We start from the raw sequence: 17,724 nt of genomic DNA on the forward strand, positions 1-17,724 counted from the left end.
TATTATATTTTATATAGCGATTCCGTTTAAATTTTGCGTTACACTAACGCAATTGACTGATCTTTAGTAACTATTCGATATCTTAAATGAATAAAGCCATTCTACTCGGGTTGCTCTCGTCCCTCTTTTTTGCCGCCACCTTTGTCTTAAACCGCAGTATGGCGTTGTCGGGTGGCGACGCCTGGTGGTCAGCCGCCTTACGTTTCGTCTTTATGCTGCCGATGTTGTATCTGCTGTTAGGCGCGCGCAACAACAAAAGTGCGGTTTACCGCGAAATTCAGCGTGCACCAAAACCGTGGCTGCTATGGTCAAGTGTCGGCTTCGGGCTGTTTTACCTGCCGCTTACGCTGTCGGCAGACTATGCTTCCTCGTGGTTGGTCGCCAGTTCATGGCAAATCACGATTATCGCCGGCATTTTGCTGACGCCGTTATTCGGGCAAGCCATTCCGCATAAAAACCTGTTTTTTTCCTGTGTGATTGTATTGGGTATCCTGCTATTGCAACTCGACAATTTGCGTACCTTTTCCATCAGCGACAGCCTTTATCCTTTATGTCTAATCCTGATTGCGGCTTTTGCCTACCCGCTCGGCAACCGCAAAATGATGGCGTTGGTCGGCGATAAACTCAGCACCCAGCAGCGAGTGTACGGCATGGTTCTCTGTTCCATGCCGTTTTGGGCGTTGAGCATGCTGATCGCCTTGGCAAAGAGCGGGTTGCCATCAAATGGGCAATTGGGACAATCGTTTTTAGTCGCCCTGTTTTCCGGCGTGATCGCCACCTTACTGTTTTTCAAAGCCACCGATTTAGTCAAACATAATGTAAAACAACTTGCCGTGATCGAAGCCACCCAAGCCGGAGAAATTTTGTTCACCCTGCTCGGCGGCGTACTGCTGTTAAACGACCCAATGCCGAGCGGGCTGGCATTCCTTGGACTGCTTATCGTCATTGTCGGGATTTTTATCAACGGATTTACGGCAAAAGATTAAAAATTGCCAATATCTCGGGGCGCGGAGTATTTATTTTAACGACAAAATCATTCATACTAGCCCCGTTTTCAAACGACATTATTTATCTCTATTTAAGGAACTTTTATGTCTAATACGACCAATAACTATGCCAATCCGGGGCCGCTCGGCTTATGCGGCTTTGCTTTAACCACTTGGCTGCTGTGCTTAATCAACGGCGGCTTTTTTGACACGAGTTCACTCGGCTTAGTGATCGCGATGGCATTTGCTTTCGGCGGTACGGCACAAGCAATCGCCGGCATTATGGAATTCAAAAAAGGCAACACCTTCGGCTTCACCGCGTTCATCAGCTATGGCGCATTTTGGTGGTCTTGGGGCTTGTTCGTTGCGTTCTTCAAAGGCGAAACGCCGGCAACGTTCGTCGCTTGGTATTTAGCCGCATGGGGCACATTCACTCTGATGATGTTTATCGCCACCCTGCCGAAACCGCGCGCGTTGCAAGCGATTTTCTTCTTCCTGACCTTAACCTTCTACGCCTTAGCCATCGGCGACGCCAGCGGCAGCCACGCCATTGTCAATCTCGGCGGTTACTTAGGTTTGATCACCGCACTTTGCGCCTTCTACTTGGCGGCCGCGGAAGTGATTAACGAATCCTACGGCAGAAGCGTATTGCCGATTGGCGAAAAGAAATAAATTGGTTTTGATTTCTTCATTTTGATTCAAGCGATACCGCACTTTGCTGAAAAATAAAAGCAAGTGCGGTATTTTTTACCGAATATTCGGCGGCGTAGTAGACAAAAAAAACGGCTAACGAAGTAGCCGTTTTCCATCAATCAAACCAAAGTGCGGTTTAGCGCCACGCTTTAAATCGGTTGATTAAACCGTTGGTCGAGCTGTCGTGGGAACTGATGGTCGCGTCGTTTTCCAGTTCCGGCAAAATGCGGTTGGCAAGTTGTTTGCCCAGTTCCACGCCCCATTGGTCGAAGCTGAAAATATTGAAGATCACGCCCTGTACGAAAATTTTGTGTTCATACATTGCAATCAGTGCGCCCAAGCTGAACGGGGTGATTTTTTGTAATAAAATCGAGTTGGTCGGGCGGTTGCCTTCAAACACTTTGAACGGCACGATATGCGCCACATCGTCCAGTGTTTTGCCGGCGTCCAAAAACTCTTGTTCCACCACGGCTTGGCTTTTGCCGAACGCCAACGCTTCGGTTTGCGCGAAGAAGTTGGATAACAGCTTGGCATGGTGATCCGCCAGCGGATTGTGGCTCTGCGCCGGGGCGATGAAGTCGCACGGAATGCGTTGCGTGCCTTGGTGAATCAGTTGGTAAAACGCATGTTGTCCGTTGGTGCCCGGTTCGCCCCAGATAATCGGGCCGGTTTGATAGCTGACTTTCTCGCCGTTGCGCGCCACAAATTTGCCGTTCGATTCCATATTGCCTTGTTGGAAATAGGCGGCGAAACGGTGCAGATATTGATCGTACGGCAGGATCGCTTCCGATTCCGCACCTAAGAAATTGCTGTTCCAAATGCCGACCAACGCCAAGGTTGCCGGAATATTGTGTTCAAGTGCGGTATGGCGGAAATGGTTATCCATCGCGTGCGCGCCGCTTAACAGTTGTTCAAAATTATCAAAGCCGATAGACAGCGCAATCGACAAGCCGATCGCCGACCACAGCGAATAGCGACCGCCGACCCAATCCCAAAACTCAAACATATTGGCAGTGTCGATACCAAATTCCGCCACCGCCTTGCCGTTGGTGGACAACGCGGCAAAGTGTTTGGCAACGTGTTTTTCATCTTGCGCCGTTGCCAAGAACCAATCGCGTGCCGACAAGGCGTTGGTCATGGTTTCTTGGGTGGTGAAGGTTTTGGAGGCGACCAGCACCAAGGTGGTTTCCGGATTGACTTTTTTCAGGGTTTCGGCGATATGCGTGCCGTCTACATTGGAAACAAAGTGCATATTCAAGTGGTTTTTATACGGACGCAAGGCTTCGGTCACCATATACGGCCCTAAATCCGAGCCGCCGATACCGATATTAATCACATCGGTAATCGCTTTGCCGGTATAACCTTTCCATTCGCCACTAATCACGCGATTGCAAAAATCTTGCATTTTCGCCAACACCGCATTCACTTCCGGCATCACATCGCTGCCGTCGACGATAACCGGCGTGTTGCTGCGATTGCGAAGTGCGGTATGCAGCACGGCGCGGTTTTCGGTGCGGTTGATTTTCTCACCGCCGAACATCGCTTCGATCGCTTGCGGCAAGGCGCATTCGTCGGCTAGTTGACGCAACAGCTTCAGCGTGTCTTGATTGATTGGATTTTTAGAAAAATCGACCAACATCTCATCGTTAAAAAGCAGAGAATAGTCGGCGAAACGGTTCTTTTCTTGCGCGAACAGTTGCGCAATCGTTACATCTTGTTGCTGTTGTTTATGCGCTTCCAATGCTTGCCAAGCGGCGGTTGTTGTCGGATTGATATTTTGCATTTGATACCTCGTTAGTTAATTAATATTCTGTTGCTATCGATATTCCATTATGACTCTTGGCGTTATCTTGGTGACCAGTTCATAACTGATTACGCCGATATGCCGTGCCACCTCTTCAATCGGCAGCACATTACCTTGTGAATCTTTTCCCCAAAAAATCACTTCATCCCCCACTTGCGCACAACTATCCGCCCCCAAATCGACGGTGATCATATCCATTGAGACCTTGCCGACAATCGGCACACGTTTGCCGTTAAGCAACACCGGCGTATTCGGCGGCACGTCGCGCGGATAGCCGTCGCCATAACCTAACGCAATCACCCCGATTTTGGTCGCTTTTCGGCTGATCCACTTTCCGCCGTAACCGACCGGCTCACCGGCGGCGTGTTCGCGCACCGCAATCAGAGAGGAACTCAAGGTCATCGCCGGTTGCAAGCCATATTCGCCGGCTAAAATCGTATCGTTCGGCGAAATACCGTATAAAATAATCCCCGGACGCACCCAGTCAAAATGCGACTCTTGCCAATATAAAATCCCGTTCGAAGCCGCCAAACTGCGCTCTCCGCCTTTGCCAGCGCATGCTTGTCGAAAGCGGTGCAACTGAATTTCGCTGTAACCGCACGCCAACTCTTCGGCACGGCTGAAATGGCTGACAAAACCAATATCCGGCTGCACATGATGACAGGCTTGCAAGCGTTGGTGTATCGAGTCAACCTGCGTTAAGGCTACGCCTAAACGGTGCATGCCACTGTCGATTTTGATCCAAACTTTTATCTTTTTGTCTGATAACGCCTCGGGCAACATCGCACTTTCCAGCGCTTCCAATTGATATTCGCCGTGGATCACCGTTTGCAAATCATATTCGGCCAACAACGCAATATCTGCAGGATTGAAAAAGCCTTCCAATAATAAAATCGGTTTACTGATCCCTTGCGCACGCAATGCCAACGCTTCGCTCAAACGTGCCACACCGTAACCGTCGACTTGATTTACGACCGCACTTGCCACCCTCTCCATACCGTGCCCGTAGGCATTGGCTTTGACGATTGCCATAATCTTACTGTTTTGCGCAAGCTGTTTTACCCGCTGCAAATTGTGACGCAACGCGGCTAAGCAAACGGTGGCGGTGGCGGTTTTAATCCTATTGTTCATCTTAATCTTCTTCGTTATATTCCGGCCCGGTGTAATTATCAAAGCGTGAGAAGCGCCCTTGGAACATCAACCGCACTTTGCCGATCGGCCCGTTCCGTTGTTTACCGATAATAATTTCGGCGATATTCTTCAATTCGCTATTGTCGTGATAGACCTCATCACGATAGATAAACATGATTAAATCCGCATCCTGCTCGATAGATCCCGACTCCCGCAAATCCGAATTGACCGGACGTTTGTCCGCACGCTGTTCCAAGCTACGGTTAAGTTGCGACAACGCCACCACCGGCACTTGCAACTCTTTCGCTAACGCTTTCAGGGAACGGGAAATTTCGGCAATCTCCAACGTGCGGTTTTCACTGTAACCCGGCGCACGCATCAGTTGCAGGTAGTCGACCATAATCAGGCTGATACCGCCGTGATCGCGATACACCCGGCGTGCGCGGGCGCGCAATTCGGTCGGGGTCAAGCCGGAGGAGTCGTCAATAAACAGATTCGGTTTATTGCTGAACATCTGCACCGTACTGTTAATTTTCGCCCATTCGTTTTCATCGTCAATTTTGCCGGTACGGATTTTGGTTTGATCGACACGTGACATCGAGGCAAGAATACGCATCATAATTTGATCGGCGGGCATCTCAAGACTGAACACCAACACCGGCTTGTCTTCGCTCATCATCGCATTTTCGCACAAGTTCATGGCAAAGGTGGTTTTCCCCATCGACGGACGGGCGGCAACGATAATCAGATCCGACGGCTGCAAACCCGCGGTTTTGCGATCTAAGGCGGAAAAGCCGGTGGAAACGCCGGTCACGCCGTTGTTGTTTTTCGATTTGGACAACAGCTCGATTTTATCCAGCGTGGTTTCCAAAATCGTCAACACGTCTTTCGGACCCTCGTTGCTGCCGGTACGTTTTTCCGCAATTTCAAACACGCTCCGTTCCGCTTCGTCCAAAATCTCTTTGATTTGCTGCCCGTTCGGGTTATAGCCGCTTTCGGCAATTTTATGTGCCGTGGAAATCAGCTCGCGCAGCACCGCTTTTTCACGCACAATATCGGCATAAGCTAAAATATTGGCGGCGCTCGGAGTGTTTTTCGACAGCTCGGCAAGATAGGCAAACCCGCCGACATCGTCTAGAATGCCTTTGCTTTTCAAGGCTTGATCGAGGGTGATAATATCAATCGGTTGGTTGTTGCGCGCCAAATTTTCCATTTCACTGAAAATCAGGCGATGTCCGTAAGTATAAAAATCGGCGGCAATCACGTGTTCGGTAACCGGATCCCAATGCTCATTACTCAGCAACACTCCGCCAAGCACCGCTTGTTCCGCCTCAATCGAATGGGGCGACGTCATGCCCTGTTCGCTTTGCTTTGCTCTCGGTTTGTCTTTTTCGGGAAATGCCGCACTTGCGTTTGCCATTGTTGATCCTTTTATCCTTATCATCGGCGAATATAAGTCGGCATTATAGCAAATGATTGTGCGCTTTTTTACTGCCGGCGTAAAAGTTTGTTTTATTACGCAATAAAAAACCGCACTTATCAAGTGATCAAGTGCGGTTTGAAGTTATCTACACGGCTTAAAATACTCGAGCTTTATGAAAAATATAGGGGCGGATAGATAATCCGCCCTACTTTGCTCATCAGCTACTGTGAGTATGCGTCGGTTCTGCGAACACGTGGCTGCTGGCGCTGCTGTGTCCTGCCGCGCCTTTCCCGTGGAAGTGGTAACGCGATTCCTGCCATTGCACAATCGCAAATGGCGGCTGTGCCGCCGCGGACGGCGCTTGAGTCATTGCCGCGCGGGTATGTGTTGCTTTGGAATAGGTGCCGAAGCGATTTTCAGCCGCTTGTGGCGTTTGTGCGGCGACAACCGCCTCTGGCGCCACGCTAGCAACTTGCAGCTCTTCCGTTTTCAGGTTCTGCTGCGGTTCTTCTACCCGCGTTGTAAATTCAGGGTGTACCGCACTTGGCACGGGCTCGGATTCCGCTTCTGCCTGATTCAGCTGCTGTTCACGCTCCAATACCGCTAGCGACGCCTGAATTTTCTTCTCTACCGACTCGTTGGCTTGTTGCGTGATAAAACCTAACGGCTGTACGCTTTTCTCACTGTCCATCACCAACGACACCGCCGGCGTGCTCAGACTATCGGTCTTTTCAATTTCAACTTCAGCCGTATTATCCGCTTTAGCCGGCCGTCCTTCCGCTTGTTGCTGTTCTAACAATTGTTCCACCGGCACAAACGGAGTATTGCTTTCTTCGGCTTCGGTTGTTTTAACCAAGGTTTGCGGATCGATCCAGACTTTACCGCTCGCCAATTCAGGCGAGGCAACGGCGGCAAACAACGGCATTGGCGACGCAGTTTCATCTTGATTTTGACGGCGTCGGCGCTGATTGCCGGTGCGCAAATGGCGCGGCAGACGGCGACGGCGCGAATTGCGCTGACGGCTGTCTTCTTTGCTTTCGCTTTGGTTATCCGTTTCCTTTGTTTCAATCGCTTCAACCGCTTGAATGGCTTGAACCGCACTTTGCCCAACCGGCGCGGCAAACTCGGTCACCGCTTCGCTTTCAGCCGGTGAGTCTTCCGCGAATTGCGCAACCGCACTTTCGTTTTGGTTTAAACGCACTTTTTTACGCAGATTACGACGTTCACGGCGCACCGCAACCGGTGGCGTATCTTGGCTTTCAACCGTTTGAACCGTGCTGTTTTCTTGCAATTCGACTTCGTTTACCGCGACCTCATTGCGTTTGCGGTTACGTTTGTTGTTATTGCGTTCGTTGCGGCTATCATTACGGTTAGTGCGGTTTTCGCTCTCGCTTTCCGTTCTTACGTCCTCAACCGCACTTCGCTTGTTGTCGGCTTTGGCGTTGCGTTGTTCGCTGCGCTCATTACCACGCTCGTTACGATCACTGTTACGATCATTGCGACGACGATTACGGTTTTGATTACCACGGCGATCATTATTACGACGGCGTTGGTTATTGCGCTCTTGGCTCGGTTGCTGTTCCGCTTCGCTGCTGTCGGCGCTGAATAAGCCTTTCAGCTTGCTGATAATACGGCTGAACAGCGAGACTTTCGCTGTAGTTTCAACCACCTGCGGCGCAACCGCACTTGGTGTTGGCGCAGAAGCCGGCATGTTCAATTCACCGGCGGCGGCTTTTTCCAGCACCGATTCCACGGTCACGGCAGCGGTATCCGGCTGACGGGTCAGCAGGCTCTCTTCCGCAGCCAAGGATAGATTTTCTTCCTCTTGCGAGTAATATTTGCCCAAGTTGTAGCTCAAGGTGTTGCTCGCTTCGCCGTCGCGCAGACGGAACACCGAGAAATGCGGGGTTTCCATTTGCTCGTTCGGCACAACCACGATTTCAACATCGTGGCGTTTTTCAATGCTGTAAATCGCTTTGCGTTTTTCATTCAGCAAGTAAGAGGCGATTTCCACCGGCACAATCGTGTGTACGCGCGAGGTATTGTCTTTTAACGCTTCTTCTTCCAACAAGCGCAAAATCGACAACGACAGCGATTCGTTATCACGCACCTTGCCGGTGCCTTGACAGCGCGGGCAGATGTGGTGCGACGATTCGCCCAGCGACGGGCTTAACCGCTGGCGCGACATTTCCAATAAACCGAAACGGGAAATGCGGCTGATTTGAATGCGCGCACGATCTTGGCGCACCGCGTCACGCATACGGTTTTCCACTTCGCGTTGGTGACGGATCGGGGTCATATCGATAAAGTCGATCACGATCAAACCGCCCAAATCGCGCAAACGTAACTGGCGTGCGATCTCGTCCGCCGCTTCCAAGTTGGTGTTAAGTGCGGTTTCTTCGATGTCGCCGCCGCGTGTGGCACGTGCCGAGTTAATGTCGATTGCGGTCAAGGCTTCGGTCACGTCGATCACAATCGAGCCGCCGGACGGCAAGCGCACTTCGCGTTGGAACGCGGATTCGATTTGCGATTCGATTTGATAATGGCTGAACAGCGGCACTTCGCCTTGATACAGTTTAATCCGGTTGATAAAGTCAGGGCGCACCAGTTTGATATGCGCTTTGGCTTTTTCGTACACTTTGGCGTTGTCGATCAGAATCTCGCCGATATCACGGCGCAAGTAATCGCGGATCGCGCGCACGATCACATCACTTTCCTGATGAATCAAAAACGGCGCGGCACGGGATTCGGAGGCTTGTTTAATCGCTTCCCAATGGTGCAACAGCACTTTTAAATCCCATTGCAACTCTTCCGGCGATTTGCCGACCCCTGCCGTGCGTACGATTAAACCGACACCGTCCGGCACGTCTAACGAACTCAAGGCATCTTTCAGCTCTTGGCGTTCGTCGCCCTCAATACGGCGCGAAATACCGCCGGCGCGCGGATTATTCGGCATAATCACCAAATAGCTGCCGGCAAGGGAAATAAAGGTGGTTAAGGCTGCGCCTTTATTACCGCGCTCCTCTTTGCTGACTTGGACAATCACTTCTTGTCCTTCTTGCAGCACATCACGGATATTCGGGCGACCTTGGAAGGTGTAACCTTCGGGAAAGTACTCGCGCGCGATCTCTTTCAGCGGCAGGAAACCGTGGCGATCCGTGCCGTAATCCACAAATGCGGCTTCCAGACTTGGCTCAACGCGCGTGATTTTCCCTTTGTAAATGTTGGCTTTTTTCTGTTCGTGCCCCGGGCTTTCGATATCCAAGTCGAACAAACGCTGTCCATCAACCAGCGCGACGCGCAACTCTTCTTTTTGAGTTGCATTGATTAACATTCTTTTCATTGTTAGTGATACTCTATTATTTTGCTTATTATTACAGCGATAATTTGTACTGGGCTTTGCCATCGACCTCGTGTCTATCAGCTACAGTCAATCTCACGACTCTCTCTTGCCAGAGGTGCATTGATGGCATTACCGAACGCATAATGATTGAACATAACTGCGCCGGTAGAAACAAGATTTGCTTATTCATCCAATCTTGCAAGCGGACAAAAATTATCCCTAATTAAACCGAGACCCGAGAACGTCTTACACTAATTGTTGCGCTCAACTTGTCGCCTTCGGCAGTAGCTCGGGGCAACGCTCGGTTAAATGCCGCCAAGCGGCAAATTCTTTTTAAATCTATTTTGTTAGACATAATAAAACGAGTCATTATTTCATTTTACCCCCACACTTGGCAAGGCAAGATAAGAGAAATTTGCGCCGAAATCGCTTTTCTTGCGACTTTTCTTTATAATATGCGGTAAATCTCCTCAACCAGCCATAAGACAATGAAAGCACAAGACGAAATTCACCACAGCGTTCGCCTCCAAAACATTAACGCCGATCAAGCCGGACAGCGGATTGACAACTATTTGTTAAGCCAACTGAAAGGCGTGCCGAAAAGCCTGATTTACCGCATTATCCGCAAGGGCGAAGTGCGGGTGAACAAAGGGCGGGTCAAAGCGGAATATAAACTGCAAGCCAATGATATTGTGCGCATTCCGCCGGTGAAAACCTCGAGCAAAGAACAAGCGCCGATTTCCAATAAATTGCAGCAAGTGGCGCAACTGGAACAACAAATCCTGTTTGAAGACGAGGTGTTGTTGGTATTGAACAAACCGTCCGGTTTGGCGGTGCACGGCGGCAGCGGTTTGAGTTTCGGCGTGATCGAAGCCTTGCGCAGCCTGCGCCCGGAAGCCCGTTTTTTGGAATTGGTTCATCGTTTGGATCGCGATACCTCCGGCATTTTATTGGTCGCCAAAAAACGCTCGGCATTGCGCAATCTGCACGAACAACTGCGCAATAAAACCATTCAAAAAGAGTATCTGGCGTTGGTGCGCGGACAGTGGCAATCCCATTGCAAGGCGATTAATGCGCCGTTGAATAAAAACGAATTGGCAAGCGGCGAGCGGATTGTGCGCGTCAGCGAGCAAGGCAAACCGTCGGAAACCCGTTTCAGCGTGGAAGAACGCTACGGCGAACAAGCCACCTTGATTAAAGCCATGCCTATCACCGGACGCACCCACCAAATTCGGGTGCATACCCAATATGCCGGGCACCCGATTGCCCTCGACAGCAAATACGGCGATCAGGATTTCGATCAAAAAATGCAGGCTCTCGGCTTAAACCGCCTGTTTCTGCACGCCTACGCCATTCGCTTTGAACACCCGAAAAGCGGCGAAACCCTACGCCTGAGCGCAGAATTGGACAGCGGCATGAAAGGGATTTTGCGCCAGTTGCGTGAGCAAAAATAGACAAGGACAACAGCATGACCGACCGCACTTTCTCTGCGAACAACTCGCCCAAAATTGTGGTGCTGACCGGGGCGGGCATTTCCGCCGAATCGGGCATTCGCACCTTCCGCGCCAGCGATGGACTGTGGGAAGATCACCGAATTGAAGATGTCGCCACGCCGGAAGGTTTTCGCCGTAATCCCGAGTTGGTGCAACGTTTTTATAACCAACGCCGCCGACAACTACAACAGCCCGACATTCAGCCCAATCCGGCGCATTACGCCCTTGCCGAATTAGAACGGAAATTCGGTAAAAATGTATTAATTATCACGCAAAATGTGGACAATTTACACGAACGCGCCGGTAGCAAAAACCTGATTCATCTGCACGGCGAATTGTTAAAAGTACGCTGTGTGCATTGTGCGGCGGTCTATGAATGGCATAATGACATAACCGCAAGTGATCATTGCGCAACGTGCGGTGGCGGCTTGCGCCCGCATATCGTCTGGTTCGGTGAAATGCCGTTTGAAATGGAACGGATCTACAGCGCGCTGCACCAATGCGACTATTTTCTCTCGATCGGCACCAGCGGCAATGTTTACCCCGCCGCCGGTTTTGTCGAGGAAGCCAACTTCGCTAACGCCACCACCGTCGAACTCAACCTCGAACCCAGCAAAGGCAAAACCGCTTTCCAACAAAGCCGCTACGGCTTGGCAAGTGAAATTGTGCCGGAGTATTGTCAGATGTTGCTGAAAAAATATCAAATGAGTTGATTTGATTTTTATTCAAGCAGTACTTTATGTATCTACCAGTCACAGACTTTCGCCATCATTTTTTTATGTAAATTATCACAACGTGCACAACAAAACCCGATTTCTTGTGCACGTTATTTTAATATGCACAAAAAATGAAGATTTTTGTATGTGAGAAATACCAATCCCCGACAGCCATTTCACCGCAATCGGTTAGGCGCAGATGAGCAGTTTCTCTGACAGCCCCAGAGGGGCTGACTCAGCCGCAGGCTGCTTAACCGATTGCGACCGCAGGTCGCTGTCGGAAAACAAAAGTGCGGTAAAGTCCTCGGTTTATTTCCTACAACTCTCTCTTTTGCTCCAATCCCAAATACAACCCGCTCCTGCGCCGTATCGGTTGCTGTACCGCACTTTGCCAAATGCGTTGCGTGCCGAACAGGGTGAAGTGCGATTTGGCGCGGGTGACGGCGGTGTAGATCAGTTCGCGGCTTAAAATCGGGTTCATCGTCAACGGCAGCACAAGTGCGGTATGGGCGAATTCCGAGCCTTGCGATTTGTGCACCGTCATCACAAAGGCGGTTTCATGGGGCGGTACGCGGCTTGGGGAAATATCGCGATATTGCCCCTCACCATTTTCAAACCACACCCGGCTGTTGCCGTGTTTATCGGTTAAAAACAGACCGATGTCGCCGTTATATAACTCCACGGCGGTATCATTGTGAGATACCATAATCGGCTTGCCGTGATACCATTCATGGGCGTGGCGGAACTGTAATTTGCCCTGTTGCCGCAGCCGTTCGCTGATTGCCAGATTGAGTTGTTCCACGCCTAAATCCCCTTGGCGCAAGCCACTGAGCAAGCGCACTTGATTAAATGCGCTGAAAACCGCCTCGATTTTTTCGGGGGTGAATTCGTCCAGTGTCTGCACTTGCCGCAAATAGTCGTCGTACCACGCTGCTGCTTGCTGCAAAATCAGATTGACGGCAGTTAAAGTGCGGTTTCTTGCTAGAGAGATATTGTCTTGTAAATGATCCGAGCTTGGCAGCACGAGATTATAATCAAAGCAGGTCAGATCAGTATAATTGGCAAAATCCGCCCAACTCTGCGCACGCCCTTGATTTACGCCTTCGGCTAAGGCTTTAATCCCCGAATCGGCGCGGAAACGGTAGCTTTTGCGCAAAAAGCTCAGCCCATCGCGAATCGGATTGCCGTTCACTTGCGGCTCTAGCCGCTGCCCGGTCGCCAACCACAGATAATCACAATGTGCTGCGCTGTAGCCTTGTTGCAAAAAGCGGCACAATTCCGCCATCACTGCCCCCGCTTCCACCGAGCTGAGCTGATCCTTATCGCCCAATAACACCAGACGGGTATGCGGCGACAGCGCATTTAATAAGATCGCAAACAAATTGAGATCGACCATCGAGGCTTCATCGACCAACAGCAGATCCAGCGCTAACGGTTTGTCCGGCTGATAACGTCCGTTCGGGGCGCGTGGCGTCATGCCGAGCAAGCGGTGCAGAGTTTGCGCTTGCGTTGGAACTTGCCGTTTTAATTCGGCGGAAACCGCACTTGGCATAGCCTGCAACGCATGGTTAATCGATTCGCTCAAGCGTGCCGCCGCTTTGCCGGTCGGCGCGCTCAGGGCAATGTTCAACGGCGGTAATCCTAATTGTTGCCGCTGCCATTGCAAAGCGACTAATAAACTGCACACGGTGCGGGTTTTGCCGGTGCCCGGTCCGCCGGAAATCAGGCTGAACGGCTGGCGAAGTGCGGTCGCCACCGCGATTTTTTGCCAGTCGATTTCATCATTTTCAGATGTAAACAACAAATTTAAAAACGCGGCTAATTGTTGCGGCGCAAGGGATTGGGCATGCATTGCCACGCGCTGCGATAAACGCTGTACAATCTGCTGTTCGTCCCGCCAATTACGTTGCAAATACAACAAACCGTTCTCCCAACGTAACGGCGCAGATTGTGCGTTGTTTGAATCGCAAAACGCAATATGTCCTTGTAATACGTGCTGCCAGTCTGACGGCGCAAGATCGCCGAGCAAGCCGCGAAGTTGCAATAAGTGCGCCCGCTGTTCCGGCTGCATGGCGAGATCAAAAAAATCGCCGTGAGCGAAATCTTGCGGATCAAGGCAAGTGCTGCCGTTTTGCGCGGCATAGCTGGATAACGCCGCCAATAACACCGCTAAATTGGCAATCGGTTGCGGATAGGCATAGGTTTGTTGTTTATTGTCGATTAAACGGGCGAACTGGTAATCGAGCGGGCTAATCAAGCCGTTTTGTTTAAGTTGCGCCAAAATCGTGATCATACTGCCCCCACCAAAAGTTTATCCAGTCCGTCGATTAACGACCAATCCGGTTTATCAAAATACACGCCGCTATCGCTGCTTACGCCGTCCATGCCGCGTAAAAACAGATAATACACGCCGCCGAAATCACGCTGATAATCATAGTGCGGATCGCGCTGTTGCAAATAGCGGTGCAGTGCCAAGGTATAAATCAAATATTGCAAATCATAACGTTGATAGGCGATCACATTGGCAAGTTGCGCCGACTGATAGGCTTGATAGCCCTCGCCCAAATAATTGGATTTATAGTCGATCAGATAATATTTGCCGCTCACACGGCAGACCAAATCAATAAAACCGCGCAACATGCCTTGAATTTGATCCAGTTGCAACGGCGCTTGTTGTGCCGCCAACGGGTGATATTGTCGCAATAAACGGTTTAACTGCGGCACATTCAGCGGCGCGTCCATGCTGATCATAAATGCCATTTCCTTGAGGCAATCCTGAGCAGGCAAATCCGCCAACCGCACTTTTGTTTTCCCAAAAGGCGCTGTTGTCAAAAACGGGGTTTGGTACAGTTGTTGTAACCAGTATTGTAACGGCGCAAGCCATTCGTCCGCCGCTAAATTCAACTGTCGGCACAAATCGGGGAGCGCCTCCGCCGACGGAGCTTGGCTAAAATCGGCATATTGCAGCCAATGGTGCAGCACATTCCCGACCTTCGCCCCTTGCGGCAAAGTAAACGGATTATGTATTTGCCCTTGCCACTGTTTCAGCTCAATCTGCGCCGACGGCTGATTAAGCCATAAACTGAAATCCAGATGTTCACTGTCATAATCCGCGCCGCTATCGTGATAATGTTCGCTTTTTAAGCTGTTTTCGCTTGGCTGCTGACGGTTTTGCCTGCGTTGCTGATTACGCTGCTGCATGGCGGCAAGGGCGGTAAAACTGCCGACCGTCCAGTTTTGTTCAATCTGCCCGTCAAAATTCGCTGCCTCTAAGGTTTCGGCTTGCGCAACCGCAGCACGCCAATCATCGGCTTGCAGATCGGAAAGTGCGGTCAGGCTGTAATCGTCGTCCGCTAAATAACGGCTGAGTTGCGCAGCGGTGTTCCATTCAAGATTATTTTTCGCTTGTAACAACATTGCGTTATCCGACAACAAATACGCCAGCGCATTCCAATTGGATTTTGTATTTAATTTCGTAGGGAAACCGATATTTAACTGATAACGGGCGCGGGTTAAGGCGACGTATAATAGGCGCAGCTCTTCCGCCAACCGCTCTTGCAGATTTTCTTGTTGGTGGCTGTCGTCCAAATCGTAACAAAGTTGATTTTGCCCGTCGTGATAGCGTTGCAGCCGCTGAGATTCGCCTTTTTTCTTGGCAAAACCACTGCCGAGAAACGGCAGCCACACCACGCCATATTCCAAGCCTTTGGATTTATGAATGGTGACGATCTTGACTAAATTGCGCTCGCTTTCCAAACGCAACCGCACTTCGTCCGCTTCGGGATCGTGGTTGTTGATCATCGTTTCAAACCAACTCAACAAGGCGTGTTCGTTCTCGTTCAGGCTCGCGCCTTGTTGTAAAAATTCCGCCAAATGCAGAATATCGGTGATGGCTCGCTCGCCGTCGGGCATTGCCAACAGTTTCGCCACCAGCTTTTGTTGTTGCAACAGGCGATGAATCATCGGCAACACGCCCTGCGTCTGCCACAAACGTTGATAATAACTAAAATCGCGAATCCAACGCTCCCACGCCCGTTCGTCTTGGCGCAATTGGCTTAACTGCTGTGCATTAAATTGGAACAAGCGGCTCGCCAACACTTTCATCAGCGTGCTTTCCTGCTGCGGATTCAGACACGCCGCCAGCAGATAGCTGATCGCCTGCGCCCAATCGCTTTCTAACACCGAGCTACGATCCGACAGGTAAACGCTTTGAATGCCGAGATTTGCCAACGCTTGTTTAACCTGTTTCGCCTCATTAACATTGCGCACCAGCACCGCCAAATCCTTTGCCGCTAATGTCAAATTCGGATCGCTAAACCGCACTTCACCCTGTTCAATGCCTTTCAGCCATTGTTGAATCGAGGCGGCGCACGCCGTTGCCATATCGGACTTATCGTCTTCACTCAACATAACATTCAGCGGTTTTTGCTGAACGCCGTTCAAATGTAATTGCACCGCACTTTTACCGGCATTGACCGCTTGGAATTGGATTTGAGGATAGATAAACGGCGTTGCGGCATGAGCGAACAGTTTGTTCACGGCGGCAATTAATTGCGGAGTGGAACGCCAATTGGTATCAAGGGTGAAGCGTTGCTGCGCCTGTTCGGCAGCGGTGAGATAGGTGAAAATATCGGCATTACGGAAAGCATAAATCGACTGTTTCGGATCGCCGATCATAATCATGCCGCTGTCACGACTGTCCGCCTGATCGAGATACAGCCGTTTGAAAATCTGATACTGCTCTAAATCGGTATCTTGAAATTCATCAATCATCGCGAACGGAAACTGTTGGCGGATCAACTGCGCCAAACTCTGTCCGTTTTCGGCATAAAGTGCGGTTTTCAGCCGTTGCAACAGATCGCCGAAGCCCATTTCTTTATGGCTCGCCTTGTGAGCGGCGATCTTAGCGCGCACGCCGTGGATATAGTGCCAAAGCAGCATTTTTGCGAAAAACGCCTCGTCTGTTGCCGCCAGTTGATCCACTTGCTGAAACAGGTCGTGCGAGATTTCTGCTGCGCCTTTGCTTTTTTGATCCAGTTTTTGTTGTGAAAAATAGTGAATGAGTTTTTCATGCAAACTGCTGTCTGAACCGTTCGCCCATTGTGCGATCGCCTCAAACGCCGGCTCAATATAGCGCGTTTGATAACTGCGTCCGTCCAGTTGCTTTTGTTGCATGGCTTGTAAAATTAAGGCTTGAATATCCGCGTGTTGCGCCAACCAATCTGCTTTAAAGCGCGCAATTTGAGCAAGATGTGCCATCAAATGGTGTTGCAAAAAAGCGTTTAAATCGCCCTGCGTAAAATCCGACCGCACTTGTGGCATTTCGCCGCTGAGATCGGCTTTAATCCGTTTTAATACCTCCTCCGGCGACTTTAAATGCGTCGCGATAAAACGGCTGATCGCCAAATTTTGCGAATAAAACTGTTCACGCCAATACTCTCGGCAAAAGCGCAACAGCAAATCATCATCTTGCGTTTGCAATTCCAAATTAAAATGCACGCCGGAATCAAAGGCATAGCGCATTAGCATACGGTAACAGAAACCGTGAATGGTGAAAATCGCGGCGGTATCCATATCCTGCTGCGCCAGTTCCAAGCGCAACACCGCACTTGGCAAATCGGCTTTGACCGCGTGGAACAGGTCTAAAATAAACGGATCTTGGCTTGGCGGTTCGGCTAATTGCTGCTGCAAGACTTGGTTAAACAAGCCTTTGACTTCCACGATCCGAGTGCGAATCCGATCTTTCAGCTCTTGCGTTGCCGCTTCGGTGAAGGTCATCACCAAAATCTGCTCCACCGTTAAGGCACGGCTTAAGCCGTTTTCACCGGCATTGAGCAATAAGCGCAAATACAAAGCGACCATGGTGTAGGTTTTGCCTGTGCCAGCAGAGGCTTCAATCAGGGAAACGCTGTTGAGAGGGTGAGTAATCGGATTGAGTTTTTGCATGGGCGCGGTGTTCCCTTTAAATATCAATGGATATTCCACCGCCAGCGTTGAATAATTAACCAAAGGTTAGCGCTATTGTAGGGGCGGATGATATATCCGCCCGACCGCACTTTATTCTGCTTCTAGCTGGCAAAATAGCGTATCCCGTCAGTGGGCGATATCATCCGCCCCTACTTTAATCATCAAAAA

10 protein-coding genes are annotated in these 17,724 nt (G+C 50.5%); 4 read left to right on the plus strand and 6 right to left on the minus strand.

Annotated features, from left to right (window positions below):
• The first annotated feature begins 86 nt into the window (after nt 1-86).
• Nucleotides 87-986, plus strand: coding sequence for a DMT family transporter (locus tag ACQ31U_RS00640; RefSeq protein ID WP_431052937.1), 900 nt, complete (start codon nt 87-89; stop codon nt 984-986).
• A 105-nt stretch (nt 987-1,091) separates the two neighbouring features.
• Nucleotides 1,092-1,658, plus strand: a complete 567-nt coding sequence (locus ACQ31U_RS00645; RefSeq protein ID WP_431052939.1) for an acetate uptake transporter — start codon at nt 1,092-1,094, stop codon at nt 1,656-1,658.
• Between the two features lie 157 nt (nt 1,659-1,815).
• Here ACQ31U_RS00645 and pgi read toward each other — a convergent pair whose 3' ends face one another.
• From pgi to rne, 4 genes are all read right to left on the minus strand, one after another.
• Entirely contained in the window at nt 1,816-3,462 is a 1,647-nt protein-coding gene (gene pgi, locus ACQ31U_RS00650) for a glucose-6-phosphate isomerase (RefSeq protein ID WP_431052941.1), read from the minus strand.
• A 33-nt stretch (nt 3,463-3,495) separates the two neighbouring features.
• Nucleotides 3,496-4,614 carry an alanine racemase gene (alr, locus tag ACQ31U_RS00655; RefSeq protein WP_431052943.1) on the minus strand — a complete coding sequence of 373 codons (1,119 nt, stop codon included), beginning with the start codon at nt 4,612-4,614 and terminating at the stop codon, nt 3,496-3,498.
• 1 nt (nt 4,615) lies between these two features.
• Nucleotides 4,616-6,034 (minus strand): replicative DNA helicase, encoded by a 1,419-nt coding sequence (locus ACQ31U_RS00660; RefSeq protein ID WP_431052945.1) that lies wholly within the window; start codon nt 6,032-6,034, stop codon nt 4,616-4,618.
• A 220-nt stretch (nt 6,035-6,254) separates the two neighbouring features.
• Nucleotides 6,255-9,380: a ribonuclease E gene (gene rne, locus ACQ31U_RS00665; RefSeq protein WP_431052947.1), complete on the minus strand. Its 3,126-nt coding sequence runs from the start codon at nt 9,378-9,380 to the stop codon at nt 6,255-6,257.
• 488 nt (nt 9,381-9,868) lie between these two features.
• Between rne and rluC the strand changes: the two genes are divergently transcribed.
• Both rluC and cobB read left to right on the plus strand, forming a co-directional pair.
• On the plus strand, nt 9,869-10,834 hold the full coding sequence (gene rluC, locus ACQ31U_RS00670; RefSeq protein ID WP_431052949.1) for a 23S rRNA pseudouridine(955/2504/2580) synthase RluC: 966 nt from the start codon (nt 9,869-9,871) through the stop codon (nt 10,832-10,834).
• 14 nt (nt 10,835-10,848) lie between these two features.
• Nucleotides 10,849-11,586, plus strand: coding sequence for a Sir2 family NAD+-dependent deacetylase (gene cobB / locus ACQ31U_RS00675; RefSeq protein WP_431052951.1), 738 nt, complete (start codon nt 10,849-10,851; stop codon nt 11,584-11,586).
• Between the two features lie 319 nt (nt 11,587-11,905).
• Here cobB and recD read toward each other — a convergent pair whose 3' ends face one another.
• Nucleotides 11,906-13,882: an exodeoxyribonuclease V subunit alpha gene (gene recD / locus ACQ31U_RS00680; RefSeq protein ID WP_431052953.1), complete on the minus strand. Its 1,977-nt coding sequence runs from the start codon at nt 13,880-13,882 to the stop codon at nt 11,906-11,908.
• Nucleotides 13,879-17,535 carry an exodeoxyribonuclease V subunit beta gene (gene recB, locus ACQ31U_RS00685; RefSeq protein ID WP_431052955.1) on the minus strand — a complete coding sequence of 1,219 codons (3,657 nt, stop codon included), beginning with the start codon at nt 17,533-17,535 and terminating at the stop codon, nt 13,879-13,881. The genes recD and recB overlap by 4 nt, the downstream gene beginning before the upstream one ends.
• Between the last annotated feature and the right edge of the window lie 189 nt (nt 17,536-17,724).

Source organism: Testudinibacter sp. TW-1 (assembly GCF_050613185.1).
Taxonomy (GTDB): Bacteria; Pseudomonadota; Gammaproteobacteria; order Enterobacterales; family Pasteurellaceae; genus Chelonobacter.